Genomic DNA, 26,997 nt, shown 5'->3' with positions numbered 1-26,997 from the left:
CCTATGCCAGAATGGCAGGCATTGTGATCCGTCGCCGCATGGCGACCCCTGACGGTCATGCTCAGCCCTTCCCTGATCGCTGCGATCGTGCTGGTCTTCMATGCACTCGGCATCCTCGCCGCCCTGCACGCGGTGATGACCGTGCGCACGGCACCGGGCGCCATCGCGTGGGCAGGGTCGCTGGTGATGATGCCGTATTTCGCGCTGGTGCCCTACCTGATCCTGGGCAGCAGCAATTTCGCCGGCTACGTCAACGCGCGCCGTTTCAACAACGATCGCCTGCGCGAGGTCACGTTCGACATGGACGCCGGCGAGCGCGCCGCGCGCGATGCCAGCGTGGTGCACGCGCCCGAGCAGGCCTGCCTGCGGGCCTTGCCGCGGCTCACCGGCATGCCTTGCCTGGCCAACAACGCCGTGCGCCTGCTGGTCAACGGGGACGCCACCTTCGCTGCCATCCTGGCCGCCATCGCTGCCGCCAGGCAGGTGGTGATCGTGCAGTTCTTCATCGTCCATGACGATGCGCTGGGCCAGCGCCTGCAGGACCTGCTGTGCGAACGCGCGGGCGCCGGCGTGAAGGTGTATTTCCTCTACGACAGCATCGGCTCGCACGCGCTGCCCGGCGACTACGTGAAGCGATTGCTGGCGGCGGGCGTGGAGGCGCGCGCGTTTGCCACGCGGCGCGGCTTCGTCAACCGCTTCCAGCTCAATTTCCRCAATCACCGCAAGCTGGTGATCGTGGACGGCGCCTGCGCGTTTACGGGCGGCCACAATGTCGGCAACGAATACCTGGGCCTGAAGCCGCCGCTGGCGCCCTGGCGCGACACGCATATCGAGATCCGMGGCAGCGCGGTGCTCGATTTGCAGATGGTCTTMGCCGAGGACTGGTACTGGGCCGCGCGCGAGGTGCCGGTGCTGCTGCCGCCGCCGGCCGCGCCGGCCGGCACCATGACCTGCCAGGTGGTGCCTTCCGGCCCGGCCGACGCGCAGGAGACCTGCTCGCTGTTCTTCGTCGAGGCGATCCAGTCGGCGCGCTGGCGCGTGTKGATCACCAGTCCGTACTTCGTCCCGGACGAAGCCGTGTTCGCCGTGCTCAGGCTGGCGGTGCTGCGCGGCGTGGATGTGCGTATCCTGCTGCCGGCGCGCCCGGATCACCTGGTGGTGTTCGCGGCCTCCACGCTGTACGCCTACCAGGCCATCTGCGCAGGCGTGAAGATCTACCGCTACCAGCCGGGTTTCCTGCACCAGAAGGTGATCCTGATCGACGACGAGGCCGCGGCGGTGGGCAGCGCCAACCTGGACAACCGCTCGTTCCGCCTGAACTTCGAGATCATGGTCATGACCGCGCACCGCGGCTTTGCCGCCAGCGTGGCGGCCATGCTGGAGGAGGATTTCGCACAGGCGCGCCGCATCGGGCGCGAGGAGTACATGGGCGGGACCCACCTGCGGCGCGTGGCGATGCACGTGGCGACCCTGTTCGCGCCGATCCTGTAGCGCCGGCTCCGTGCGCCGCGGCGTGCCGGCCGCGGGCTAGATCTCGTCCTGGGATGCGTGCCTGGACCTGCCTGTGGGCCAGTCGCGGCGCATGATGATGTAGGTGAATGAAGTGGACCAGCCGATCAGGATCAGGCCGACCAGCGGCTCGATACTGGCGATCAGCCGCGTCGCGCCAACCGGGGAGATGTCGCCCAGGCTCTGCGTGGTATAGGTCTCGAGCGAGAAATAGACGTAGGTGATGGGCTGGATCTCCTGCGGCCCGGCCAGGCCGCCGAGGCCCAGCCAGTGGCCGGCRGCCCAGTAGCCCCCGGCGAACACGATGGCTTCCAGGCAATGGGCGAGGATGATGAAGACGATCAGCACGCCCACATTGACGCGCCCGGCCCAGCGGCGCGGGCTCATTTMCGACAGCAGCCGCAACACCTCGTAGTGGATCGCAACCACCGTCACGGTGAGCACGCTGGCGCAGAACAGTGCCAGAAGATCGTCGGTGGTCAATTGCATWGGGCAGTCCTTGTGTTGCCGTGCGGTACGCATAGTGGACCGCGGCCGACGCCGGGATGTTCCGTCCGCCGCGTACCAGCGCGGTCACAAACTGCATGGAATGTAACGGCGGATCACGAGGAATGCCAGCGCGCCCCGTTGCGCGGCGCGGCAGCGGCGGCCATGACGCCGGCGTGGCGAAGCGGCGGCGCGACCATGCCACCGGCGGGCCGGGCACCGGCAACTGCTGCGACGGTGCTTCCGCCGCATCACGGTAGTCGGTGGCAGGTGACACGGCCGTGCGCGTCGAAGCGCGGATGCGAACCGCCGTGGAGCTGGCAAGGCCTGCCGTTCAATGTGAGGTGAGCGGCCCAGGCKACGAAGGCCTTGGGCAGCGCCAGCGCGCCGTTCGACGGCCAGTTCGAGACGCTATGCAGGGCGGACGCGCAGCGGGCTGCCGGTCCCCGCTGACTAGTCGAATTCKACGTAGATCTCGCCGCGCGGGCCGTCGTAGCACAAGCGCGGTACCTTGCCGTGCTCGCGGCTGGTGCGGGCCAGGGCCCGCAGCTCGGCCTGGCGGCCGGGCTCGCGCAGGTTGCGGCGCGCGCCGGTGCTGATCTCGGTGGGCCCGCATTGGGGATTGCCGCAGCCATACAACACCCATTGTCCGTAACTGCCGCGGCGGGTGCGGGTTTCGGCCTGGGTGCCGCAAAGTGGGCAAACATTCTGTCTATGGGTCATGGCCGGGTCCTGCGCGCCGGGGCGCATTGGCTTGACGACATTGGGTAACCAGTCTGCGCAGTTCGGCGCTTCACGGCTTCCCCACTTGAGAGGGGAATAGTTTTTCGGATGTGCTGCAAACGTTGTCACGGAGTGCGCAGCAGCAATGCCACCGGCAGCATCTCCAGGACTTCCGCCAGCGGCAGGCGACCCGCGCGAGCGAGCAGGGGCCGGCTGGTCAGTACGTCCACCCACTGGCTGTCCTGCCCATGCCCGGCCTGCAGCGCGGTGTCGCGCCAATGCTCGCGCGCGACCCGGGGCTGTCCGGGATCGCTCAGGTGCGCGGCCAGCCGGGTGGCCACCACGAGTGCCTGCACCTGCCCATGGCGGCGCGCGAACGCCACGGCGTGCGCCGCCAGCGCGCCGCCGAGCGCGGCCGGGCGATAGTCGCCCGCGGCKAACAGCGCGGCATGCGCGCGGCGCGCCGCCAGCACGCTGCGGATCAGTTGCAGCTTGAGGCGGCCGTCCTGCCAGCTGGCCAGCCAGGCGGGCCAGCCCGCGGCATCGCCCAGGCCGGCGCGCAGCTTGTCGAAATCCACCGGGCGGCGGTTGTCGGGATCGACCAGGCTGAGGTCCCAGTCTTCGGTGCCCTGGTAGCGGTCGGGCACGCCCGGCGCGGTAAGCTGCAGCAGCGTCTGGCTCAGGCTGTTGACGGCGCCCGGCACGGCGATGCGCCGGGCGAAGGCGGCGATCCGCGCCAGCACGCTGCCGCGCCCACCGTCCCGGTCGTGCGCCAGCGTCGCGAGGACATCCGCGCTGCCCTGCTCATAGGCGCTGTCCGGGCTGGTCCAGGTGCCGTGCCGCTTGGCTTCGCGGATCGACTTGCGCTGCCACTCGCGCACCCGCGCGAGCAGTGCCGCCACGCCGTCGGTGTCGCGGGGATCGAGCGCCGCCGGCCATGCGCCGACCAGCGTCTGGTACAGCATCAGGCGGTCCGCCGCGTCGGGCGCGCACGGCAGGCGTGCCAGCAGTGGCTGGCATTGCTGCTCCCAGTCGCGCACCTCCCGGGCCCATTCACCGGGCAACTCGCTCAGCACCGCCAGGCGCATGCGTGCATCCTCGCCACGCTTGTGGTCGTGCGTGGCGGTGGCCAGCATGGCCTGTGGCCAGGCCTGCGCCCGCTGCGCCATGCGCGCGTGGAAATCCTCGGGCGTGAGGGCCAGGGTTGCCGGGTCGCTGCCCACTTCGTTGCGCGAGAGCAGGCGGCCGTGKCGGTAGAACACGGTGTCTTCCGCCGCCTTGGCTGCCAGCGGCGGCATCAATTGCTGCACGCGCGTGCGCGCCTCGCGCAGCGCCGTGCTGTCGCGGGCAGRATYGGCCAGCCATGACAGCAGGTGCGCCAGCGCGGGCCGGTCGGTGGCGGACAGCACGGCGTGCGCGGCAGCGCCGGCGCGCTCCAGCACGGCCTTGTCCTCGCGCGAGCGCAGGCGTTCGCTGAAGTAGGTGCGATAGACCGGCAGCGGCACCAGCAGGGCGGCCAGCGCGCGGCGCAGGCTGGCCAGCGTGAGATCGCGCGTAGCCGGCTCGCTGCGCGCGCAGGCATGCAGGCGGCGGCTCGCGCCCTCGAATTCGGTGACCAGGTGATGCGACAGCAAATGGGCGCGGGCCGCCTGCACCTGTGCTTCGACGCTGCGCGTCTCGCCGCTCATCCGTTGCCACAGCGCATCGAGCCCGGCGGCGCCGTCGCCGTCGTGCAGCAGTGCGGACACGGCGTCCATGAAGTCATAGCCGGTAGTGCCGTCCACCAGCCAGTCGGCGCGCAACGCTTCGCCGGGCGCGAGGATTTTCTCGACCACAAGCCAGGGGCATTGCACGGCGCGCCCCGGCGGCCGCTMGGGCGCGAGCGCGGTGAGCCGGGCGCGCAGGCGCTGGCAATAGGCGGCCGGGTCGGCCAGCCCGTCCACGTGGTCCACCCGCACACCGTCGATCCAGCCGTCGCGGAACAGCGCGAATACCAGGGCATGGACAGCGTCGAACACCGCCGGCTGTTCCACCCGCATGCCGACCAGGTCGCTCACCTCGAAGAAACGCCGCCAGTTCAGCTCGTCGGCGGCGGTGGCCCACCAGGCCAGCCGATAGTGCTGCTGCTCMAGCAACTCGTGCAGGCGCGCGCGGCCCTCGGGCTGGTGCGCATCGAGCAGGGCAGGCAGCGCCGCGGCCGTGTCCGGCTCGAAGGTGTCCTCCGCCAGCGGCAGCGTCTGGCCTCCGTAGCACAGCAGCGGCTGGCCGGCTTGCTGGTCGAAGCGCACCGTCAGCTCCGCGGCGCACAGCGCATCCCAGTACGGTTTGCCCAGCACCGGCAACAGCACGCGGCCATGCAGGTCGGGGTCGGGCGAATGCCAGTCGATGTCGAAATGATGGGCGTACGCGCTMTGCGCGCCGCGCGCCAGCACGTCGCGCCACCACGGGTTGTGCGCGGGGCTGGCCGCCATATGGTTGGGCACGATGTCGAGCACCAGCCCCAGGCCATGTTCGCGCGCGCACTCGGCGAAGCGGTAGAAGCCATCCTCGCCCCCCAGCTCGGGGTTGATCACGCGGAAATCGGTTACGTCGTAGCCGTGCGTGGAGCCGGGCCGCGCGGCGAACACAGGCGACAGGTAAAGGTGGCTGACGCCAAGCGCTGCGTAGTAGCCGGCCTGCTGCGCGGCATGCTCGAAGGTGAAGCCGGCATGCAGCTGCAGGCGCGCCGTGGCGCGTGGCGGCAGGCAGGGTTGGGGCATTCAGCGTTTCTCCTTGCGGGGCGGCGGCTGGCGGGAAGGCCCGGCGTCGCCGCCCGGGCCACGTAGCGCGGCAACGCGCTGGCGTACMGGCCAGGCATCGAACAGCGTGCGTACGTCGGCGTCCAGCCGCCGCTGCCAGTTGGGATGGCCGGCGATGGTGCCGGGCAGGTTGGGCTGCTMGCGCGCGCCCAGCAGGTCTTCCACCGGCACCAGCCGCAGCGGCGTGGCGGCGCGTCCGAGCCACGCCAGCACGGCGTCGAGCGGGGCGTCGCCCGGCGCGGCTTCGGGCCCGAGCACCAGCCCCGMTTGCGCCAGCGCCCGCCACAGCGCGGTGCGGTCGCGGGCGCGGGCGGCCAGCGCGCTGGCCTCGGTCTCGCCGGCACCGAGCTGGCCCAGCCGGGCGCGCCACGTGATGTCCCGCCCCGACCACCAGCCGGCCACGGTGGGCAGGTCGTKGGTGGTGGTKGTCGCCACCGCTTCGGCAGGCCAGCGTTCGGGCGGCAGGAAATCCGGCACGGCAKGGGCGCCTGCGGCKGGCGTTTCCACGGGCAGCCGCGCCGGCGCGTGGGCCGATGCCTCGGGGCCGGCGCGCTCGAACCACAGCACGTCGATGCCCAGCATGCCGCGCGCGGCCAGGCTCTCGTTGAAGCTGGCCGGTACCGTGCCGAGGTTCTCGGCCACGATGATGGCGCGATGGCGCCACGACTCCAGCGCGACAAGCCGCAGCAGGTCCGAGAACGGAAAGCGAAGGTAGGCGCCGGCGGCGGGCGGCGCGCCGTCCGGCACCAGCCACATGCGCGCCAGCCCCAGCGCGTGGTCGATGCGCAGGCCGCCGACCGGGCCGAGGTTGGCGCGCAGCATCTCGATGAACGCGCCAAAGCCGTGCCGGAGCGCGCGCGGCGAGAATAYGGAGATTCCCCAGCCCTGGCCCAGCGGGTTGTACAGATCCGGTGGCGCCCCCGCGCAGACGCCCGCCAGGATCTCGCCCTGGCGGGTCCAGGCGTGGCTGCCGCCGCCATCGGTGCCGACCGCCARGTCCGCCACCACGCCGATCGCCATGCCGGCGGCGCGCGCGCGGCGCTGGGATGCGGCCAGGCCGTCGGCCGCCAGCCACTGTGCGAAAGCGTGGTAGCCCACCGCATCCGCGTGCGCGCTGGCGAAGGCTTCGAGCGCGACCGATGCCGGCGCGCGCTCGGTGACTGGCCATTGCCGCCAGTCGGCCGCGGCGGCGGCTTCKGCGGGGCTGCCGGCCGTGGCCACGCGCTGCGCCTGCAGCGCCTCGAAGCGCGCGTGCGCCTCCAGCGCGGCGCCCTGGCGCAGGCGGAATGCCGTGAATGCCTGAAGCGCGCGCGCCGGCAGCAACGTGGCGCGATGCTGCCACAGCCACTGCATGACGGCATTGCGCGCGCGCGCCAGCGCCGGCCAGTCGATTTCGGCGCGGGCTTCCAGCGCCGGCATGATGCGGCCCAGCGCAAGCGCGGCGACGGCCCGGTCCACGGCGCCCTGGCCAAAGACGGCAGCGGGATCCGCGTAGAGCGGGTTAAGGAACAGCCGGCTCGAAGGCGAATACGGGCTGTAGCGCTCCGGCAGGGCGGCAAAGCCCGCGTGCAGCGGATTGATGGCGACGGCGTCCGCCCCCGCGCCAGCGGCGGCCTCGCAGCACGCGGCCAGCGTGGTCAGGTCGCCAAGGCCGGCTGGCGCGCCGTGCCGCAGCGAGTACAACTGCACAGACAGGCCCCAGGGCCGCCTGTGGCTGGCCGCGCTGGCGCCAGCGCCCGCGCGCAAGGCATCGGCGACACCGAAGCAGCGGGCCGGCGCCACCGCCAGCGTAAGCTCGGCATCGCCGACCAGCAGTCGGTGATAGCCGATGGCAGCGATGGCCGCTACGTGCATGCCGCCATCGGCATGAGGGCGCGCGGTGCCGTTCACCACGGTGCCGTCCTCCAGTTCKAGCCGGTAGGGAAGCCGCGAAATCGTATGCGCCAGCGGTATCGCCACGGGGTGGCCCTGGTTGGCGGTGAGCAGCGGGGGCAAAGCCCGGGCCGCGTCTTCGGCCGCCAGTTGCGCCCGCGATGCCTCGCATTGCCCGGCGGTGGCGCTGGCCAGCCCCAGGGCGGCCAGGATGKCGCGCAGCACATCGGGCTCGACCTCGCGCGCGCGGCCCTGGGCGTCTTCCCAGTGCACCATCAGGCCGGCACGCCCGGCCAGTGCGTGCAGCGGCTGCAGTGCCGGATCGCGCGGACCGGCGGCGCGCAGGGGTTGCCCGTCAAGGGGATCCGTGTCCATGGCGGGCTGCGCTAGGCGGGTTGGTGCCTGCCGCCGCCCAGGCAGGCGATGGCACAGGCCGGCGGCAACGTACCAGCGGCCAGCGCCTGCAAGGCGTCCTGGCGGCTCTGCGCCAGCAGCCGCGCGGGGATCGCGGGCKGCAGGCCGGGTAGCACGGCCGGCACCGGCGCATCGCCGAGATTGATCCAGACAGTGAGCAGGGCGCCGTCGCCGAGCCGCCAGCTTGCCGCCAGCGCGCGTTCGCCGAGGATGCGCACGCCCGCGCTCATGCAGCCTGCCAGGCGCGGCGCCAGTTCACGGTGGCGCGTGGCTAGCAGGGCGCCGTAATAGTGGCTCCAGGCGTTGTCGCCTTCGAGGCGCGGGCGCGAGGCCTCGAAGGTGGCCGGGTCGTTCGGATCCGGTATGCGCGCCGCGCGGGCCGGGTCGGAGAATGCAGCCACGGCGCCGAACTCKCGCCGGCGGCCCTCGCGAACCGCCTCGGCCAGCGCAGGCGGATGGCTGGTGAAGTACAGGAAGGGCGTGGTGGCGCCAAATTCCTCGCCCATGAAGACCAGCGGCACCTGCGGGCACAGCAACTGCAGCAGCACCGCCGCKCGCAGGGCGTCGGCGCCGGCCAGCGTGGCCAGGCGCTCGCCCATGGCCCGGTTGCCGGTCTGGTCGTGGTTCTGCAGGAACAGCACGAAGGCGGTGGGGGGCAGCGCGGCGCTGGGCTGGCCCCGGTGCACGGGCTTGGCCGGCTGGCTGCGCGTGGGCGAGGCCTCGCCCTGGTAGGAGAAGCCTTCGGCCAGCACGCGCGCGAGGTGTCCCAGCGCCGCCGCGTGCGGCGTGCCCTCGCCCTGCACGGGGCCCTCGCAGGCAGGCATGGCGTAGTCGCCGTAATAGCCGTCGCGCTCGCCGGTCAGCAATACGTGCAGCGCGTGGTGGCCGTCGTCGTTCCATTGCGCGTCGTAGCCGGCGGCGAGCAGGCCGGCGTCGTTGTGGTCGTTCTCCAGCACCAGGTGGATATGCCGGTCGGGATGGCGCGCGCGGATCTCGCCGGCCAGTTCGCGCAGCCAGCCTTCGTCGACGATGGCGTGCACGGCGTCCAGGCGCAGGCCGTCGAAGCGGAAGTCCTCCAGCCAGTACAGGGCGTTCTCGGTAAAGAAGCGGCGCACCTCGGGGCGGCGGAAATCGATGGCCGGGCCCCACGGCGTGCGCATGTCGTCGCGAAAGAATGCGCTGGCGTACTGGTGCAGGCAATTTCCCTCCGGGCCGAAGTGGTTGTAGACCACGTCGAGCAGCACGGCCATGCCCAGGCCGTGTGCGCAGTCCACCAGCGCGCGCAATGCCGCGGGCGTGCCATAGCTGCATTCGGGCGCGAACGGCAGCACGCCGTCATAGCCCCAGTTGCGCCCGCCGGGAAACTCGGCCAGCGGCATCAGCTCCACCGCCGTGAAGCCGAGCGCGGCCAGGCGCGGCAGCTGGCGGGCCGCGCCGGCGTAGCCGCCGCACAAGCCGACATGCATTTCATAGATCACGGCCTCTTGCCAGGGGCGGCCGCGCCAGAAGGGGTGGCACCACGCATGGGCGGCCGGATCGCATACCAGGCTGGCGCCGCCGATATCGGTGGCCTGCGCGCGGCTGGCGGGGTCCGGCACGGTGCTGCCGTCGTCCAGCCGGAACCAGTAGCGGGCGTCGGGACAGCAGGGGGCGATGGCCTCCAGCCAGCCTTCGTCCCCGTCCGGCCCGGGCGCCGCGCACATCGGTACCGGCCCCATGCCGGCGATCTCCAGGCGGATCGGCTGCCCGGCGGCAGTGGCGTCCGGCGCCCACAGCCGGAAGCACATGCGCCCGTCCGCGAGACGATGGGGCCCGAAAGATTGCAGCGGCGCGGGTGTCGCCACCGATGGCACAGCGTTCATGATGCGGCCTCCTTCTCCGGCCGTTGATGCGCGGGTCGCTAGCTCCATTGCGAATCCGCTTCGTCGGCCGGCACCGCCAGCAGCAGTACCACCGCATGAGCGGGCACGCGCACGGGCGTGCCGGCGGATGCCTCGGGCGATTCCGGGCGGCTGCTGTCGAGCAGCAGGCGCCAGTCCTGGCGCGGTTCTGGCATGTGGAAATCGGCGTCCTCGCCGCCGGCATTGAACAGCAGCAAGGTCACCTGGACCTGGCCGCCCGGCGCGGTGGCGGCGCGCCGCAGCGCCAGTGTGCGGCCCTCGCTGCCGGACCATTGCTCCGGGGTGAGCGGCTCGCCGTCGGTGTCGAACCAGGCGATATCGGCCAGGCCGGGTTCGATTTCCCGGCGACCATGGGCGAAGCCGGTCTCGGCAAAGGCATGCAAGCGCCKGCGCGCCGCCAGCAGGCKGCTGACGAAGGCAGTCATGGCGCGCCCKGCCGGGGCGTCGGCGCCCTCCCAGTCGAGCCAGGACAGTTCGCCGTCCTGGCAGTACGCGTTGTTGTTGCCGTGCTGGCTGCGGCACCATTCGTCGCCGGCGGTCAGCATCGGCGTGCCGTGCGAGAGCAGCAGCGTGGACATGAGCGCGCGCGCCACGCGCCCGCGCGTTTCCTGGATGGCGGGATCCCCGGTGGGCCCTTCGGCGCTGCCGTCCGGGCTCCAGTTGGCGCTGGCGTTGTCGTCGGTGCCGTCGCGGTTGTCCTCGCCGTTGGCTTCGTTGTGCTTGGCGCTGTAGCTGACCAGGTCGGCCAGCGTGAAACCGTCGTGCGCGGTGATGAAGTTGACCGAGGCCCAGGGCTTGCGGTGGCGGCGGTCGAAGATGTCGGCCGATCCGGCCAGCCGCGCCGCCAGGTCGCCGCGCTGGCCGGCGTCGCCGCGCCAGAAACGGCGCACGGTGTCGCGGAACTTGTCGTTCCACTCGGCAAAGCCGGGCGGGTGGTTGCCGACCTGATAGCCGCCGGGGCCGAGATCCCAGGGCTCGGAGATCAGCTTGACGCGCGACAGCACCGGGTCCTGCAKGATGGCGTCGAAGAAGCCCGCGCCGGGGTCGAAGCCGGTGCCTTCGCGGCCCAGCGTGCTGCCCAGGTCGAAGCGGAAGCCGTCCACGTGGAAGCACTCCACCCAGTAGCGCAGCGAATCCATCACCATCTGCAGCACGCGCGGGTGCGACAGGTTGAGCGTGTTGCCGCAGCCGGTGTCGTTGATGTAGTGGCGCTCGTCGCCGGGCATGAGGCGGTAGTAGCTGGCATTGTCCAGGCCGCGCCACGAGACGGTGGGGCCCAGCTCGTTGCCTTCGCAGGTGTGGTTGTAGACCACGTCGAGGATGACCTCSAKGCCCGCCGCGTGCAGGCGCCGCACCGCCACCTTCAGCTCGTTGAGCTGGCCGTTGCCGAGATAGGCCGGCTCCGGGGCGAAGTACGCCATCGTGTTGTAGCCCCAGTAGTTGCGCAGCCCACGCTCGAGCAGGAAACGATCCTGCAGGAAGGCATGCACCGGCAGCAGTTCCACGGTGGTGACGCCCAGTTTTTTCAGGTGCTCGACAAAGCGCGGGTCGCACAGCCCGGCAAAGGTGCCGCGGATATGCGGCAGCAGGTCGTGGCGCAGCATCGACAGCCCGCGCGGATGCACTTCGTAGATTACCGTCTGCTCCCACGGCACCGCCGGGAAACGGTCGTCGCCCCAGTGGAAGCTGGCGTCCACCACCACGGCCTTGGGCATGGTGGGCGCGCTATCGCGGCGATCGGGCGTGAGGTCCGCGCGCGCGCTTTGCAGGCGGTAGCCAAACAGCGCGTCCGACCAGCGCACCGGTCCGCTCAGTTGCCGCGCGTAGGGGTCGAGCAGCAGCTTGTGCGGGTTGAAACGGTGCCCGTGCGCCGGTTCGTAGGGGCCGAAGGCCCGGTAGCCATAGACCGTGCCCAGCGCGGCGTGTGGCAGGTAGCCGTGCCAGACCTCGTCCGTGCATTCCGGCAGCGTGTGCCGGGCCAGTTCCTTGCGGCCGTTGTCCGAGAACAGGCACAGGTCGATGCGGGCGGCATTGGCCGAGAACACGGCGAAGTTGATGCCGAGTCCGTCCCAGTGCGCGCCCAGCGGGTAYGGCTTGCCTGGCAGCATGCGGGTGGCAGGGGCAAGGGGCAAGGTCAGGCTCCTCGGTTGGCGAAATCTTCGGCGGCGCCGCCTGCCGGATCGTCGGCAAAGCGCAGTACCAGCGTGGCCAGCGGCGGGATGGTGAGGATGAGGGAGGCGGGCTGCCCGTGCGAGGGCGCGTCGGTGGCCAGCACTTCGCCGCCATTGCCGACGTTGCCGCCGCCGTAGATGGCCGCGTCCGTATTCAGGCATTCGAGCCAGCGCCCGGCGAACGGCACGCCCAGGCGGTAGTCGGGGCGCACCAAGGGCGTCATGTTGACCACCGCCAGCGCCACMTCGCGGCCGCCCGGCGCGGCGCGGCGCAGGTAGGCGAACACACTGTTGCGGCTGTCGTCGCCCACCACCCAGCTGAAGCCTTCGGGGCGGTGATCCAGCGCATGCAGGGCCGGCAGCGTGGCGTGCATGCGGTTGAGGTCGCGCACCAGCGCCTGCATGCCGCGGTGCGCGGGCTGCTCAAGCAGCGGCCAGTCCAGCTCCGTGTCGTGGTTCCATTCGCGCCACTGGGCGAACTCGGCGCCCATGTAGAGCAGCTTCTTGCCGGGGTGGGTCCACATGAAGCCGTAGTAGGCGCGCAGGCTGGCGAAACGCTGCCAGTCGTCGCCGGGCGTCTTGCCGATCATCGAGCCCTTGCCGTGCACCACTTCGTCGTGCGAGATCGGCAGCACGAAGGCTTCGGACCACGCGTAGACCATGCMGAAGGTCATGTCCTGGTGGTGCCAGGCGCGGTGCACGGGGTCGTGCGCCAGGTAGCGCAGCGTGTCGTGCATCCAGCCCATGTTCCACTTGAAGGTAAAGCCAAGGCCGCCGCTTTGCACCGGTGCGGTCACGCCGGGCCAGGCGGTGGACTCCTCGGCGATGGTCATGGCGCCCGGGCAGCGCTCGCGCACCACGGTATTGAGTTCGCGCAGGAAGGCCACCGTCTCCAGGTTCTCGCGCCCGCCGAAGCGGTTGGGCAGCCACTGGCCGGCCTCGCGGCTGTAGTCGCGGTAGAGCATGGATGCCACCGCATCCACGCGCAGGCCGTCGACGTGATAGTGCTCCAGCCAGTGCAGCGCGCTGGCCAGCATGAAGCCGCGCACCTCGTTGCGGCCCAGGTTGTAGATCAGTGTGTTCCAGTCCTGGTGGAAGCCCTCGCGCGGATCCTGGTACTCGTACAGCGCGGTGCCGTCGAATCGGGCCAGGCCGTGCGGGTCGGTGGGGAAGTGCGCCGGCACCCAGTCCAGGATCACGCCGATGCCGGCCTCGTGGCAGCGGTCCACGAAGGCGGCGAAGGCCTGCGGCGGGCCCAGCCGCGCGGTGGGCGCGAACAGCGAAAGCGGCTGGTAGCCCCACGAGCCGCCGAACGGATGCTCCATCACCGGCATCAGTTCGATGTGGGTGAAGCCGAGTTCCTGCACATAGGGCACCAGCCGCGCCGCCAGCCGCTCCCAGCCGCGCACGGGGTCGTTGACCTCGCGCAGCCAGGACAGCACGTGCAGCTCGTAGATGGACATCGGCGCGGCATGCGGGTCGGTGCCGGCGCGGCGGCGCATCCAGGCCTGGTCGGTMCACGCGTAGGGCGGCGCGGTGCGGCCCGGCTCGGCGACSACCGAGGCCGTGGCCGGCGGCGCCTCGGTGGCCAGCGCCAGCGGGTCGGCCTTGTCGGGCAGCGCCTCGCCGTGTGCGCCCAGCAGGTCGAACTTGTAGCGGCTGCCGGGCGCGGCGCCCATCCMGGCGGGGATGAACAGCTCCCACACGCCGGCGCCGTGGCGCAGGCGCATGGGATGGCGCGCCGGGTTCCAGCCGTTGAAATCGCCGATCACCGAGACGCGCCGGGCATTGGGCGCCCACACCGCGAAGCGCACGCCCGGGATGCCATCGAGCTCCTGCGCCTGCGCGCCCAGGCAGCTGCTCAGCTCGAAGTGGCGGCCCTCGGCGATCAGGTGCAGGTCCAGGTCGCCCAGCAGGGTGCCGAAGGCGTAGGGATCGGCGCTGAGCTGTTCKCTGCCGTCCGGCCAGCGCATGCCKAGTCGGTAGTCGGCCGCGCCGGCGCGTGCGGCATGCAGGGTCCCGGCGAAGACGCCACCAGGGTGCAGCGGTTCCAGCCCGGCCAGGCGGGTGCCGTCCGGGGMGGCCAGCCAGGCTGCCCGGGCGCCGGGCAGGCAGGCGCGTACGACGGTGCCGCGCGCGCCCGCATGCGGGCCGAGCACGGCAAAGGGATCGGCGTGGCGCGCGGCCAGCAGGGCTTCGATATCKCTCGCGTTTGGCAGYGGCGAGGGCGGCGAGGGTGGCATGGAGGGCGGCACCAGGGCCGGCGCGGGAGTAGGCATGGCGCGTGGCGGGGCGCTGTCAGTCTTGCGCATCGGCATCCCCGGTGACGCCGGTCAGCTTGCGCACCAGCCGCGCCAGCCCGTTGACCGGCAGGTCGATCCAGGCCACGCGGTTGGCGGCCTCGTAGCCAACCTCGTAGGCAGCGCGTTCGAGCAGGAACAGGTCGAGCAGCGCCTGCACCTGCCCGGCTGGCACCCAGGGCTGCTGCGCGCCGGCCGCCACCTGCCGGTAGCCCGCCAGGAAGGCCTCGCTGGCAGTCTGGCGGAAACGGTCCAGCAGCGCCTCGCGGCGCTGGGCCAGGGCCGGCGGCAGCGCGGCATGGGTGCGTTCGTGGCGGTCGGTCCCGACGGTGGCGGCGGCATAGTCGATCGAACGCAGCAGGCCCGCCACGTCCCGCAGCGGCGACGTCTTGCGGCGCCGCCACGCCAGCGGCAGCCCCGGCTCGCCCTCGAAATCGACCAGGTAGGTATCGTTCTGCGCGACCAGCACCTGTCCGAGGTGGAAGTCGCCGTGGATGCGCGTCTGCAGGCTGCCGGGCGCGCCCGCGGCGAGCCGCGCCACCAGCGCCGGCAGGTGCGCCCGGGCCGCAAGCAGCGTGTCGATATCTGCGGCGAAGCGGTCGTTGCGGGCCTGGCGGCCGAGTTCGCCGGCGCGCTGCTCCAGCAGCGTCATGGCACGCTCCAGCTCGGCCAGGGCCTGCCCGGCCCACTGCTGCACCTGCGCCTCGCCGGCGGCTTCCGGCGCGAACGCGGGATCGTCGCAGGGGCGGGCCAGCACCGCATGCAGCTCCGCCAGGCGCTGGCCCAGGGTGCCGGCMAGCGCGGCGTAGCCGCCGAGCGCCTCGCCGAATTCGTCCTCGGGGTCTTCGGACGGCACGGCGTCGTCGATGGCGCGGCCGATATAGTCCAGCGTCCAGCCCCAGGCGTCGCCCTGGTTCAGGATGTAGCCCTGCAGCAGCATCAGCGTATGCGGGGTGCCATCCAGCCCGGTACGTACCACCTCGCCAAGCAGCGGCGCGGAGTTGCGGTAGCCGTTGGCGCTCAGGTGGCGGGTGACCTCGGCCTCGGGGTGGATGCCGCCGGCCAGGCGGCGTACCAGCTTGAGCACGGCGGTATTGTTGTAGGACAGCGAGCTGTTGGACTGCTCGGCCGACATCCACTGCACTTCCTCGGATTCCAGCGGCAGGCCTGCGAGGGCGGGCTCGCCGCGAAAGCGGATCGGGCCGCGCGGGCTGGACAGCTCCCGGCCGGCGCGCAGCGTGCGCACCACTTCGCGGGCAAAGCACTCGACCGCGAAGGCATCGGTGACCAGGCCCACGCGGCTGCCCTTGCGCACGCGGGCCATGGACAGCGAGTGCGCCAGCTGCGAGGCGCCTTCGCCGGCGCCGTCGCGGTCCCACAACAGGCCGACCGGCAACTGGTAGCAGGCGGTATGGCCTTCCAGCGCCAGCTCCATCTCGCACAGGAAGGTTTCCTCGCCGGCCGTGCCCCGCGCKAACGGGATGGCATAGGCAATGCCCACGCTGCGGATGCGCTCGCCCTTGGCGCCGTACCAGCGGCGCCTGCCGATGTAGTGCGGCAGCACTTCGTTAGCCAGCGTGCGGCGCGAGGCTTCGGTGAGTTCCGCCTGGGCGGCGTTCTGCATCACCAGCGTGATCTGGTCGGGCATCTGCTCGGGGGCATCGACGTGCCAGGACGGTGGCTGGGCTTCGTTGCTCAGCACGAACCAGTAGAAGCCGTAGGGCGGCAAGGTCAGCAGGTAGGTGAGCTGGCCGATGGCGGGGAAGGGCGTGGCGCCCAGCATTTCCACCGGCACGCGGCCGGCGAAGGCGGACAGGTCCAGCTCCACCGCCTGCGGCGCGCGCGCCAGGTTGGCCACGCACAGGATGTGCTCGCCTTCGAACTCGCGCAGGTAGGCCAGGATCTTGCGGTTGCCGGGAAACAGGAAGCGCAGCGTGCCGCGCCCGAAGGCGCGGTGCTGGCGGCGCAGGGCCAGCATGCGGCGCATCCAGTTGAGCAGCGAGTGCGGGTCGCGGGCCTGCGCTTCCACGTTGACCGCTTCGTAGCCGTACAGCGGGCCCTGCAGCGGCGGCAGCACCAGGCGCTCGGGGTCGGCGTGGGAGAAGCCGCCGTTGCGGTCGGGCGACCACTGCATGGGCGTGCGCACCCCGTCGCGGTMGCCGAGATGGATGTTGTCGCCMATGCCGATCTCGTCGCCGTAGTAGATCACCGGCGTGCCGGGCATGGAAAACAGCAGGCTGTTCATCAGCTCGATGCGGMGGCGGTCGCGCTCCATCAGCGGCGCCAGCCGGCGGCGGATGCCGAGGTTGATGCGGGCGCGCCGGTCGGAGGCATAGACCTCCCACAGGTAGTCGCGCTCGGAGCTGGTCACCATTTCGAGCGTCAGTTMGTCGTGGTTGCGCAGGAAGATGGCCCACTGGCAATTGGGCGGGATCTCCGGCGTCTGCCGCATGATGTCGGTGATCGGGAAGCGGTMCTCCCGCGCGATSGCCATGTACATGCGCGGCATCAGCGGGAAATGGAATGACATCTGGCATTCGTCGCCGGGCACGGCGGTGCCTTCGTTGCTCAGCTCGCCCGCGCTGTGCATGGGCGGGGCGCCGGCGGCCGGCGCGGCATGGCCCGCGCCCTGGGTGCGGCCTGCCACCGCGGGCGAGATGGGGGCCGTGKAGGCGGCGGGCGCGCCCGGTCCGCCAAAGTATTGCTGGGCGTCTTCCGGCCACATATTGGCTTCCGCCAGCAGCAGGCGCCCCTTGTACTCCGCGTCCAGGTGGGCGCGGATGCGCTTGATGATGGCATGGGTCTCGGGCAGGTTCTCGTTGCTGGTGCCTTCGCGCTCGACAAGGTAGGGCACGGCATCCAGCCGCAGCCCGTCGACGCCGATATCGAGCCAGAAGCGCATCACCGACATCACCTCGCGCAGCACCTGCGGGTTGTCGAAGTTCAGGTCGGGCTGGTGCGAGTAGAAGCGGTGCCAGAAATAGGCGCCGGCCACCGGGTCCCAGCTCCAGTTGGATTTCTCGGTGTCGCAGAAGATGATGCGGGTGCCGGCGTAGGCCTGGTCGGTGTCCGACCACACGTAGTAGTTGCGCGCCGCCGAGCCGGGCTTGGCCAGGCGCGCGCGCTGGAACCACGGGTGCTGGTCCGAGGTGTGGTTGATGACCAGTTCCGTGATCACGCGCAGCCCGCGCGCATGCGCCGCGGCCACGAAGCGGCGCGCTTCGGCCAGCGTGCCGTAGTCGGGGTGGACGTTGCGGTAGTCGGCGATGTCGTAGCCGTCGTCGCGGCGCGGCGACGGATAGAACGGCAGCAGCCAGACCGTATCCACCCCCAGGTTGACGAGGTAGTCGAGCTTGGCGTGCAGGCCGGCGAAATCGCCCACGCCGTCGCCGTTGGCATCGAAGAAGGACTTGATGTGCAACTGGTAGATGACGGCGTCCTTGTACCAGAGCGGATCGGCGTTGAGCAGCGCGGCGCTCCCCGGTTCGGTMAGGCGTTTMATGCTGTCTCCTCGCGCAGCGGCCGCACCCGCCACAGCGCGAACGGCAACGCGTGGGGGTCCAGCCGGATGCGCTGGTGCTTGCCCCGCCAGGTGAAGCGGGGCCCGTGCATCAGGTCTTCGGCGTCGAGCGCGGCGTGGTCGGGCAGGCCCCATTCCCACAGCGGCAGCTCGATGGCCGCCTCGCGCGCGGCGCGCGGGTCCAGGCTGATGGCGGCCAGCAGCACTTCGCCGTCGAAGGCGCCGGGGACGGGCGGCGTGCCCGGCAGCGGCGCGGCGCGCGGCACGAAGCGGGCGAAGTACAGCACCGCGTCGTCGCTGGCGTGGTAGAAGCGCAGGCCAAGGTGGCTCTGCAGCGCCGGGTGGCTGGCGCGGATGGCGTTCAGGCGCGAGATCTCGGCAACGATATTGCCCGGGCGCTGCCAGTCCCACGCGCGCAACTGGTATTTCTCGGAGTCCAGGTACTCTTCCCTGGGCGCGCCGCCGGCCATCACCGGCGTGCCCTCGCACAGCTCGAAGCCGCTGTACATGCCCCACAGCCCGGACAGCAACGTGGCCAGCGCCGCGCGGATCAGGAAGCCGGGCCGGCCGCTGTCGTGCAGGAAATAGGGGTTGATGTCGGGTGTGTTGACGAAGAAATGCGGGCGGAAGTATTCGCGCAGCGGGCCCTGCGTCAGCTCCGTCATGTATTCCACGAGCTCGCGCTTGTGGTTGCGCCAGGTGAAGTAGGTATACGACTGGTTGAAGCCCAGCTTGGCCAGGCGCGCCATCATCTTGGGCCGCGTGAAGGCTTCGGCCAGGAACAGCGCGTCCGGGTACTGCGCGCGCACATCGGCGATCATCCATTCCCAGAACGGCAGCGGCTTGGTGTGCGGGTTGTCCACGCGGAAGATGCGCACGCCCTGGCCCGCCCAGAACAGCACCACGTCGCGCAGCGCGGTCCACAGCGTGGCGTCGGACGGCGGCGTGCCGTAGAAATCGACGTTGACGATGTCCTCGTACTTCTTGGGCGGGTTTTCCGCATAGCGCAGCGAGCCGTCCGGGCGGTGGGCGAACCATTCAGGGTGTTCGCGCAGCCACGGATGGTCGGGCGAGCACTGGATGGCGAAGTCCAGCGCCAGCTCCAGGCCCGCCGCGGCAGCGGCGTCGCGCAGGCGGCGGAAGTCATCGAAGGTGCCCAGTTCGGGGTGGATGGCGTCATGCCCGCCTTCCTCCGCGCCGATCGCATATGGGCTGCCCGGGTCGCTGGGCGCGGCGCGCAGGCTGTTGTTGCGGCCCTTGCGGTGGGTGCGGCCGATCGGGTGGATGGGCGGGAAGTAGAGCACGTCGAAGCCCATCGCGCGKATCGCGGGCAGCCGCGCGATCACGTCGTCGAAGGTGCCGTGGCGCTGCATGTCGCCGCTCTGCGAACGCGGGAACAGCTCGTACCAGCTGGCGAAGCGCGCCGCCAGGCGGTCCGCCTCCACCGGCAGCGCCACCGGGTGGCGCGTGGCGAACGGGCGCGGGTCGGCGGCCTGCATGGCCGCGCGCGTGCTTGGTGAGAGCAGGAGTTCGAGGCGGTGCATGTCGCGCGCGGGATCGGGGAGGGCATCGCTGCGGGCATCGCTATCGGCGTGGCCGGCGCCTTGCTGCAGTTCGCTTGCGATGGCGTGCACCGCGGCCTGGGTGTCCCTGGTGGCGCCGGCGGTGGCGGCCACCAGGCGCGCGCCTTCCTCGATTTCCAGCGTCACGTCGACGCCGGCCTGCTTTTTCTTGGTGACCTCGTCGCACCAGCTGCCGAAGGCGTCGCGCCATGCTTCCACGGTGAATTCATGGCGGCCCATGCCGCGCAGCGGAAAGCTGCCGTGCCAGCGGTCGTTGACGCCCGCCAGCAGCGGCGCTTCGTGCCAGTCCTGCTCGCCGGGGCCGCGCCAGAGCAGGACGGCGGCGAGCTTGTCGTGGCCGTCCATCCAGATATCCGCTTCCACCTCGACGCGCTCGCCGGCCACGCGCCGCACCGCGAAGCGGCCCGCGTCGCAGGCCGGCGTCACGTTCTCGATGGCGATGCGCGGCGCTTGCAAGGCAGCGGCAACGCTCCTCTCCAGCGTGGCGCGCACGGCGGCGGCAACCCGCTTGCCGTTGCGGCGCACCGGGGCCGCCTGCGCCGGGCCGGGCACGCTGTGATAGAGCTGGATGCCGGCGGGCGCGAGGGCGATGGTGGCCATGGCGTCCAGCAAGAATCCCCCGCTGCCCGCCGCCGCATCCGCACCGCCCGGACCGCCCTCGGCAGGCAGCAGCGTGCCGGCGCCTTGCGGCAGCGCGGCCACGATGCGCTCGACGCCGAGGGAAGCCGCCTGCAGCGTGTCCGGGTTGATGACGATGGCCAGCGTGGCGGCGTTATCGCCGGCAGTCCCGTCCGTGCGCGCGAGCACGGTCAGCGCCGCGTCGCCGCCGCTGACCTGGCGCAGCGAGCGGGCCGGGGCCGCGCCGCGCGCGGCCAGCCAGGCGTTGGCGTGGATCAGCTCATGCGAGAGATCGTAGGGCGGCGCGCTTGCGCCGTCGCCGCMGGCCTCGAAGCCCGCCGGCACCAGCAGGCCGTCGCCGATGGCSGCGGCGGCCCACAAGGCACGGCGCGCAGCGAGTGCGTCGGTGCCGCCCGCTTCCAGTGCCGGTGCGGCCAGCACGCGCCCGAAAGGGCGCAGCCGGGCGATCTCCTCGCTCAGCCAGAGGCTGCGGAAATCCCACCACGGCAGCGAGCAGAAGGCGCCGTCGAAGCCGCCCCGGGCAAGGTCGTCGAGCTGCCCGGGAGCCAGCCCCGGCGTCCATGCAAGKAACGACACATGGCGCCCCGGTGCCGCACGCCGGGCACCKGCGCTCAACTGTGCCCAGTGCCGCCCGGCCACGCGCGCCGGCGCGCGGCAGACGAAGCCGGCCACGCCGGCTGCCACCGGGGTGCGCAGCTGCTCGCCCCACCAGGGCACCAGCGCGGCAGCCACCTGCGGGTCATGCCAGCGCAGGCGGGCACCGGGCAGGTGGTTGTCGGTGTCGCGCGGGTCGGCTGCGAAGCCGGTGGGCTCGCGCCAGGCCGGCTCCAGCCCGGCGCTGCCGTCGGGATACCGGTCCAGCGCCAGCTCCAGCAGGCATGAGAGCCCATGCGCCTGGCATGCGGCCACCACCTGCGACAGCGCCGCGCCCCGGGCCTGCAKGACCGGCCAGCCGGCCAGCAGGACATGGTCGAAACCGAGCGCCGCGGCGCGCGCCAGCGTGTCGGCACCAGGCGCGTCGCCGGGGCGGGAGGAGGACAGTCCGATCAGACAGATCCGCACGTTCTATCCTCGCCGCTTGCCTGCAGGCCGGGGTGGCGAGCCCGGCGTKGCGGCGGACAAACCGCCCCCGGCAGCGCAGGACAGGCACGTGCGATGCAGAGCCGCGCCGCATGGGTCCGGCTGGCCGCGGGCCGCTTTACCTTTGCCTTTACCTGGCCCCGGCCCCGGTCCTGCGGTCCGAGCCTGCGGGATCGTTTCTGCGGCCAGGAATTGCATGCTTGGTTTCAATGGTGAAACTCCTTCTGCATCCACCGGCGGGTGCTGGTGGTCGGGTGGTACGCGAGCGACTGAACGAGATGGCGTGACGGCGGGGTGCTGTGACAAGGCTTGGCCCACACGGCACCCGAGAGCGCCGCATGGGTGCGCCGGTCCCGCCGCTTGTTGCTGAGCGGCGGAGCCAGGTGCGCCAGTGGTGCTATGCGAAGCGCGTGCCAGGCCCGGCCAGACATGGCACCTGACACCCGCGGCGCTGGCTGCACCAAGGCCCCACGCACGGTTGCGGCGGGTGCGCAGGGCGAGACTTCGGCGCCGGATGGCGCGTACGGGATGTAAAAACTACAGGGCGCCCGGGCAGATACGGCGGAAAAGGGCGGCAGGCGGGAAGGGGGCGGCCACGCAGCAGGTGACCGGGGAGAGACAAGGCCAGGCTGCGCGCCAGCCGACCTGGCGGTCGGCGCGGCGCCGGTCGTGCTGCCACGCGGGCAGCACGTCAGCCGGCGCGATAGCTGTCCAGGCGGTTGTAGAGGGTTTTCAGGCTGATACCCAGGKAATGGGCGGCCTGGCGCTTGTCGCCGTCATAGCGCGCCAGCGTGGCCAGGATGATCTCGCGCTGTGCATCGGCCAGCGAGGTACCTATGCGTACGTTGACGAAGCCGTCGAGTGTCGCGGGGCGTGGCGGCTGCGTGGCGATGTTCGGATTGGCGATATCGATCACGCGGTCGGCCAGGATAAAGGCGCGGTAGATGGTGTTCTTGAGTTCGCGCACATTGCCGGGCCAGCCGTAGTGGCGCAAGCGCTCCAGCACGGTGGACGAGAACGTCTTCTCGGTGCCTTCCATGGCGTTGAACTCGGCCAGGAAATGCCTGGCCAGTAGCGCGATGTCCTCGCCACGCTCGCGTAGCGGGGGGACATGCAGCGGGAATACGGCCAGGCGATAGAGCAGGTCCTCGCGCAACTGCCCCTCGCGCACGGCTTCGACCGGGTCGCGGTTGGTGGCGGCGAGGATGCGTACGTCGCACACGATCTGCGTATCGCCGCCGACACGGTGGAAGGTKAGGGTCTCGAGCACACGCAGCAGCTTGATCTGCATGTCGGGCGCCATTTCCGTGATTTCGTCGAGAAACAGCGTGCCCCCGCGTGCCTGTTCGAAATAGCCGGCCTTCTGCTGGAAGGCGCCGGTGAAGCCGCCCTTTTCGTGACCGAACAGCTCGGACTCGATCAGCGTGGCCGGAATCGCCCCGCAATTCACCGCCACGAACGGCCCGGCGCGGCGCGCGCTGCGATCGTGCACCGCGCGCGCCACCAGTTCCTTGCCGGTCCCGCTTTCACCCACGGCCAGCATGGTGATCTCGGTGCAGGCCACGCGTTCGACCTGGGCGAGCAGATGCCGCATCACCGGCGAAGTGCTCTGCCACAGCAACGCCACCGCGCCCTGCCCGGCGCCGCGGCGCGGCAGGGCACCCCCTGCCTGCGCGGATMGCGCGGTGGCGGGCGGGGAGGTGGCGACGGTGGGCTGGCTGCTTGTCATCGGCAGTGTCGTGGGGCGCGGGAGCGGCGGGTGATCCGCTGGTGCCCGCGGCAAGGCAGTGGTTGAGCTAATGCTATCGCTTGCGGCGGCGCGAAGCCACTCTTTTGCGTACAAAGCTCAATGTCGGCTTCTCGTGCGTCGTGTTGTCAGACAGACACCGGTATCGCTGTCGCCCATGCCCGCATAAACTATGACTTACCCCGGACTGACCCTCGGCTCCCTGACAGATGTCCAGGCTTGCTGCTGCCGTACCCGCGGGGATCTCCCGCGCCCGCTTGTCGCATCAACCTCAAGCTGCCCGACGGCAGCGGCATGGACCTGTTCAACGAGGTGGKCACGGCCGGCGTGGAAGTGATCCTGATKACCGGCTACGCCAGCGTGGAGTCGGCGGTGGACGCCCTGCGCCTGGGCGCCACGGACTACCTCGTCAAGCCCATCAATGTGACCCGCCTGCGCACCATCCTCAAGCGCATCGCCACCACCGGGGACCTCAAGGCGGAAGTCCACTCCCTGCGCGGCGAGTTGCGCCGCTACGGCCGCTTTGGCCGCTTGCTGGGCAGCTCTGAAGCCATGCAGGTGGTCTACGACCAGCTCGGCAAGGTCGCCCCCACCGAGGCCACCGTACTGCTGGTGGGCGAGAGCGGCACCGGCAAGGAACTGGCCGCCCAGAGCCTGCACGAACTGTCGGCGCGCCGCCGGCAGCCTTTCCTGGCAGTGAACTGCGGTGCGATCTCGCCCACGCTGATCGAGTCCGAGATGTTCGGCCATGAGCGCGGCAGCTTTACCGGCGCCGAGCGCCAGCACAAGGGCTACTTCGAGCGGGCCAACGGCGGCACCTTGTTTCTCGATGAAATCACCGAGATGCCGGTGGAGCTGCAGGTCAAGCTGCTGCGCGTGCTGGAATCAGGCGCCTTCATGCGGGTCGGCACCAATCGCGAACTGCATGCCGATGTGCGCGTGGTGGCCGCGACCAACCGCAATCCGGAGGACGCAGTGGCCGAAGGCAAACTGCGCGCCGATCTCTATCACCGCCTCAATGTGTTCCCGATCGAGCTGCCGCCCTTGCGCGCGCGCGGCGACGATGTGGTGCAGATCGCCAATACGCTGCTCGAACAGTTGAACGGCGAGCAAGGTACCCGGCGTCGCTTCGCGCCGGAACTGCTCGACAGCCTGCTGTTGCATGCCTGGCCAGGCAATGTGCGCGAGCTGCGCAACTTCGTGCAGCGTGCCTACATCATGGCCGACCAGGACCTGATCGCGGACGCTCACGTGCCGCTGCAGGTGGCGGCCACYACCTCGGCAGCCACGGCGATGGTGTCGGTGCCGGTGGGCATCTCGCTGGCGGACGCGGATCGCCAGCTGATCTTCGCCACGCTCGAGCAATGCTCGGGCGTCAAGAAGCACGCCGCCGAGATCCTCGGCATCAGCCTCAAKACGCTTTACAACCGGCTCGAAGAATATGCCTCGCGCGGCGAGCTGCCCGAATCGCTGCGTGCCAACGGCACCAGCCCCGGCGGCGCGGCAGGGATGGGTCCGGCACAGGGTGGCAGCTCGGCGCCAGGCTAGCGTGGGTGCCACCCGGGCCGGCACCGGTTCAGGCATCGGCCAGCTGGCGCCGCCGGCGCTGTGCGGCAAGACCGTCGCCGGCCTGCTGCAGCAGCGGCACCGGCACGGGGCGCACATGCCAGATGCGCGAGCAGTATTCCTGGATGGCACGATCGGACGAAAAATGGCCAGAGCGCGCCGACGACAGCACCGACATGCGCTGCCAGCGCTCGCGGTCCGCGTAGGCGGCGCTCACATCCTGCTGGCAATGCAGGTAGGAGGCGAAATCCGCCAGCAGCAGGTAGGGATCGTGCTGCAGCAGCCCGTCGAACAGCGGCTGGAACACCGCCGCGTCCCCCTTGGCGAAGAAGCCCTGGCGCGCCAGCCCGATCACCGCGCGCAGCTCGGCATTGCCATCGTAAAAGCTGGCCGGCCGGTAGCCCGCTGCCTTCAGCGCATAGACCTCCGCCGCCGTCAGCCCGAAGGGGAAGAAATTGTCGGCGCCGATATGGTCGCGCAGTTCGATATTGGCGCCATCCATGGTGCCAATGGTGATGGCGCCATTCATGGCGAACTTCATATTGCCGGTGCCGGAGGCTTCCTTGCCCGCCAGCGAGATCTGCTCGGAGAGGTCGGCGGCCGKGTAGATGCGCTGGCCATGGGTCACGTTGAAGTTGGGCAGGAACACCACCTTGAGCCGGTCGCGTACCTGCGGGTCGCGGTTGATCACCTCGCCCACCGCGGTGATGAAGCGGATCATCAGCTTGGCGTAGTGATAGCCGGGCGCGGCCTTGCCCGCGAACAGGAAGGTGCGCGGCGCGATCTCCGCATGCGGATCGGACTTGATGCGGTGGTACAGCGCGACGATATGCAGCACCGCCAGGTGCTGGCGCTTGTATTCGTGGATGCGCTTGACCATCACGTCGAACATCGAATCGGGATCGACCACCACGCCGGTGCAATCACGGATCACCGCGGCCAGGTCAATCTTGTTGGCGCGCCGCACCGCATGCCACTGCTCGCGAAAGGCCGGGTCGTCGGCAAGGGGCTCGAGCGCGCGCAGCCCGGACAGGTCGCGTATCCAGCCGTCGCCGATGGCATCGCACGCCAGCCTGGTCAGGCGCGGGTTGGCCAGCGCGATCCAGCGCCGCGGCGTGACGCCGTTGGTGACGCTGGTGAATTTCTCGGGCCACATCTCGTGGAAATCCTTGAGCACATCCTGCTGCATCAGGCGCGAATGCAGCTCCGCCACGCCATTGATGGCATGGCTGCCGACGCACGCCAGGTGGGCCATGCGCACATAGCGCGGCGGGTGCTCGTCGATCAGCGACAGGCGTGCCAGGCGCGAGTCGTCGCCGTAGAAGCGGATGCGTACCTCGTCGAGGAAGCGCGCATTGATCTCGTAGATGATTTCCAGGTGGCGCGGCAGGATGCGGCCGAACAACGGCAGCGGCCAGCGCTCCAGCGCCTCCGGCAGCAGCGTGTGGTTGGTGTAGGCAAAGGCCTGCCGCGTGATCTGCCACGCGTGGTCCCACGGCAGGTCGTGATCGTCCACCAGCAGGCGCATCAGCTCGGCGATGCCGATCGACGGGTGCGTGTCGTTGAGCTGCACCGCGAACTTCTCGTGAAAGCGCGTGAGCGGGATGTCGTGCGCATCGAGCAGGCGCAGCATGTCCTGCAGCGAACACGAGACGAAGAAATACTGCTGCTCCAGGCGCAGCTCCTTGCCTTGCTGGGTTTCGTCGTTGGGGTAGAGCACCTTGGTCAGGTTTTCCGAGGTCACCTTCTTGCTGACCGCGCCGAGGTAGTCGCCGCGGTTGAAGACGTTGAAGTCGAAGGCCTCGGTGGCCTCCGCGCGCCACAGGCGCAGCGTGTTGACGGTATTGACGCGGTAGCCCAGGATCGGCGAGTCGAACGGCACGCCCACCACCGTCTTGTCCGGCACCCAGCGCACGCGGTAGTGCCCGCGGTCGTCGGTGTAGCGCTCGGTATGCCCGCCGAGCTTGACCTGCACSGCCCATTCGGAGCGCTGGATTTCCCACGGATTGCCGTTGCGCAGCCAGGTATCGGTGCTCTCCACCTGCATGCCGTCGACGATGGACTGGTGGAAGATGCCGTACTCATAGCGGATGCCATAGCCCAGCGCCGGCATTTCCAGCGTGGCAAGCGAATCGATGAAGCAGGCCGCCAGCCGGCCCAGGCCACCGTTGCCCAGGCCCGGCTCTTCCTCTTGCGCGAGGATGTCGTCCAGGTTCAGCCCCAGTTCCGTCATGGCCTCGCGCACTTCGTCGAGGATGCCAAGGTTGACGAGGTTGTTGCCCAGGTGCGGGCCCATCAGGAACTCCGCGGAGAGATACGCCACGGTGCGCGATGGCTGGCCCAGGTAGGCTTCGGCCGTGCTGATCCAGCGCTGCACCAGCCGGTCGCGCACGGTGTGGGCGAGAGCCTGGTAAAGATCGTTGCCGCTGGCCAGCCCCGGCAGCTTGGCCTGCGTATAGAACAAGTGGTCGAGGAAGGCGCGCCGGATCGTGGTGCTGGACATCGCGGTGCGCGTGTCGTGGGCAGGATGAGGGGCGGGCGCTGCGGGGTGCGGGGCCCTGGTAGCCCTGGCGCTGCCGAGATCGTTCGGGACGTGCGGGACAAGCGGGTCGTTCGGCTCGGTATCTGCCGTCATCGGGATCCTCCTGTGGGACATGTTCGCGATCACGGGCGGGCATGCCGCGCGCA

12 protein-coding genes and 1 pseudogene are annotated in these 26,997 nt (G+C 70.6%); 2 read left to right on the top strand and 11 right to left on the bottom strand.

What is annotated here, in order from left to right; translation table 11 throughout:
- Positions 1–57: 57 nt before the first annotated feature.
- Entirely contained in the window at positions 58–1,491 is a 1,434-nt protein-coding gene (gene cls, locus AC1DKV_RS21585; RefSeq protein WP_477137949.1) for a cardiolipin synthase, read from the top strand.
- A 36-nt stretch (positions 1,492–1,527) separates the two neighbouring features.
- On the opposite strand, the gene AC1DKV_RS21580 is transcribed toward cls, so the two are convergent.
- From AC1DKV_RS21580 to AC1DKV_RS21535, 10 genes and pseudogenes are all read right to left on the bottom strand, one after another.
- Positions 1,528–1,998 carry an ion channel gene (locus AC1DKV_RS21580; RefSeq protein WP_477137948.1) on the bottom strand — a complete coding sequence of 157 codons (471 nt, stop codon included), beginning with the start codon at positions 1,996–1,998 and terminating at the stop codon, positions 1,528–1,530.
- A gap of 450 nt (positions 1,999–2,448) precedes the next feature.
- Positions 2,449–2,718 carry a hypothetical protein gene (locus AC1DKV_RS21575; RefSeq protein ID WP_441615265.1) on the bottom strand — a complete coding sequence of 90 codons (270 nt, stop codon included), beginning with the start codon at positions 2,716–2,718 and terminating at the stop codon, positions 2,449–2,451.
- 125 nt (positions 2,719–2,843) lie between these two features.
- Positions 2,844–5,477 (bottom strand): malto-oligosyltrehalose synthase, encoded by a 2,634-nt coding sequence (gene treY / locus AC1DKV_RS21570; RefSeq protein ID WP_477137947.1) that lies wholly within the window; start codon positions 5,475–5,477, stop codon positions 2,844–2,846.
- Complete coding sequence (gene malQ / locus AC1DKV_RS21565) at positions 5,478–7,763, bottom strand: 4-alpha-glucanotransferase (protein ID WP_477137946.1); 2,286 nt, start codon at positions 7,761–7,763, stop codon at positions 5,478–5,480. It abuts the gene before it with no gap.
- 11 nt (positions 7,764–7,774) lie between these two features.
- Positions 7,775–9,664 (bottom strand): malto-oligosyltrehalose trehalohydrolase, encoded by a 1,890-nt coding sequence (gene treZ, locus AC1DKV_RS21560; protein WP_477137945.1) that lies wholly within the window; start codon positions 9,662–9,664, stop codon positions 7,775–7,777.
- A gap of 38 nt (positions 9,665–9,702) precedes the next feature.
- Positions 9,703–11,811: a glycogen debranching protein GlgX gene (glgX, locus tag AC1DKV_RS21555; RefSeq protein ID WP_477137979.1), complete on the bottom strand. Its 2,109-nt coding sequence runs from the start codon at positions 11,809–11,811 to the stop codon at positions 9,703–9,705.
- Between the two features lie 26 nt (positions 11,812–11,837).
- Positions 11,838–14,117 (bottom strand): 1,4-alpha-glucan branching protein GlgB, encoded by a 2,280-nt coding sequence (gene glgB, locus AC1DKV_RS21550; protein WP_477137978.1) that lies wholly within the window; start codon positions 14,115–14,117, stop codon positions 11,838–11,840.
- Between the two features lie 55 nt (positions 14,118–14,172).
- Complete coding sequence (locus tag AC1DKV_RS21545; RefSeq protein ID WP_477137977.1) at positions 14,173–17,676, bottom strand: putative maltokinase; 3,504 nt, start codon at positions 17,674–17,676, stop codon at positions 14,173–14,175.
- A 14-nt stretch (positions 17,677–17,690) separates the two neighbouring features.
- A pseudogene (locus AC1DKV_RS21540) lies at positions 17,691–20,978 on the bottom strand (maltotransferase domain-containing protein); the annotation flags it as partial.
- 709 nt (positions 20,979–21,687) lie between these two features.
- A complete protein-coding gene (locus AC1DKV_RS21535; RefSeq protein WP_477137944.1) occupies positions 21,688–22,725 on the bottom strand; it encodes a sigma-54 interaction domain-containing protein in 1,038 nt (345 codons plus the stop codon).
- A gap of 237 nt (positions 22,726–22,962) precedes the next feature.
- Here AC1DKV_RS21535 and AC1DKV_RS21530 point away from each other — a divergent pair, with 237 nt between their 5' ends.
- The gene (locus tag AC1DKV_RS21530) at positions 22,963–24,291 is read left to right on the top strand and encodes a sigma-54-dependent transcriptional regulator (RefSeq protein ID WP_477137943.1); all 1,329 of its coding nucleotides are present in this window, start codon (positions 22,963–22,965) and stop codon (positions 24,289–24,291) included.
- 28 nt (positions 24,292–24,319) lie between these two features.
- On the opposite strand, the gene AC1DKV_RS21525 is transcribed toward AC1DKV_RS21530, so the two are convergent.
- Positions 24,320–26,812: a glycogen/starch/alpha-glucan phosphorylase gene (locus AC1DKV_RS21525; protein ID WP_477137976.1), complete on the bottom strand. Its 2,493-nt coding sequence runs from the start codon at positions 26,810–26,812 to the stop codon at positions 24,320–24,322.
- Positions 26,813–26,997 lie beyond the last annotated feature (185 nt).

It is taken from the genome of Cupriavidus sp. 05T41 (assembly GCF_056396525.1).
Note: the sequence above shows the minus strand (reverse complement) of the source record. Positions and strands in the feature narration are given on the sequence as shown.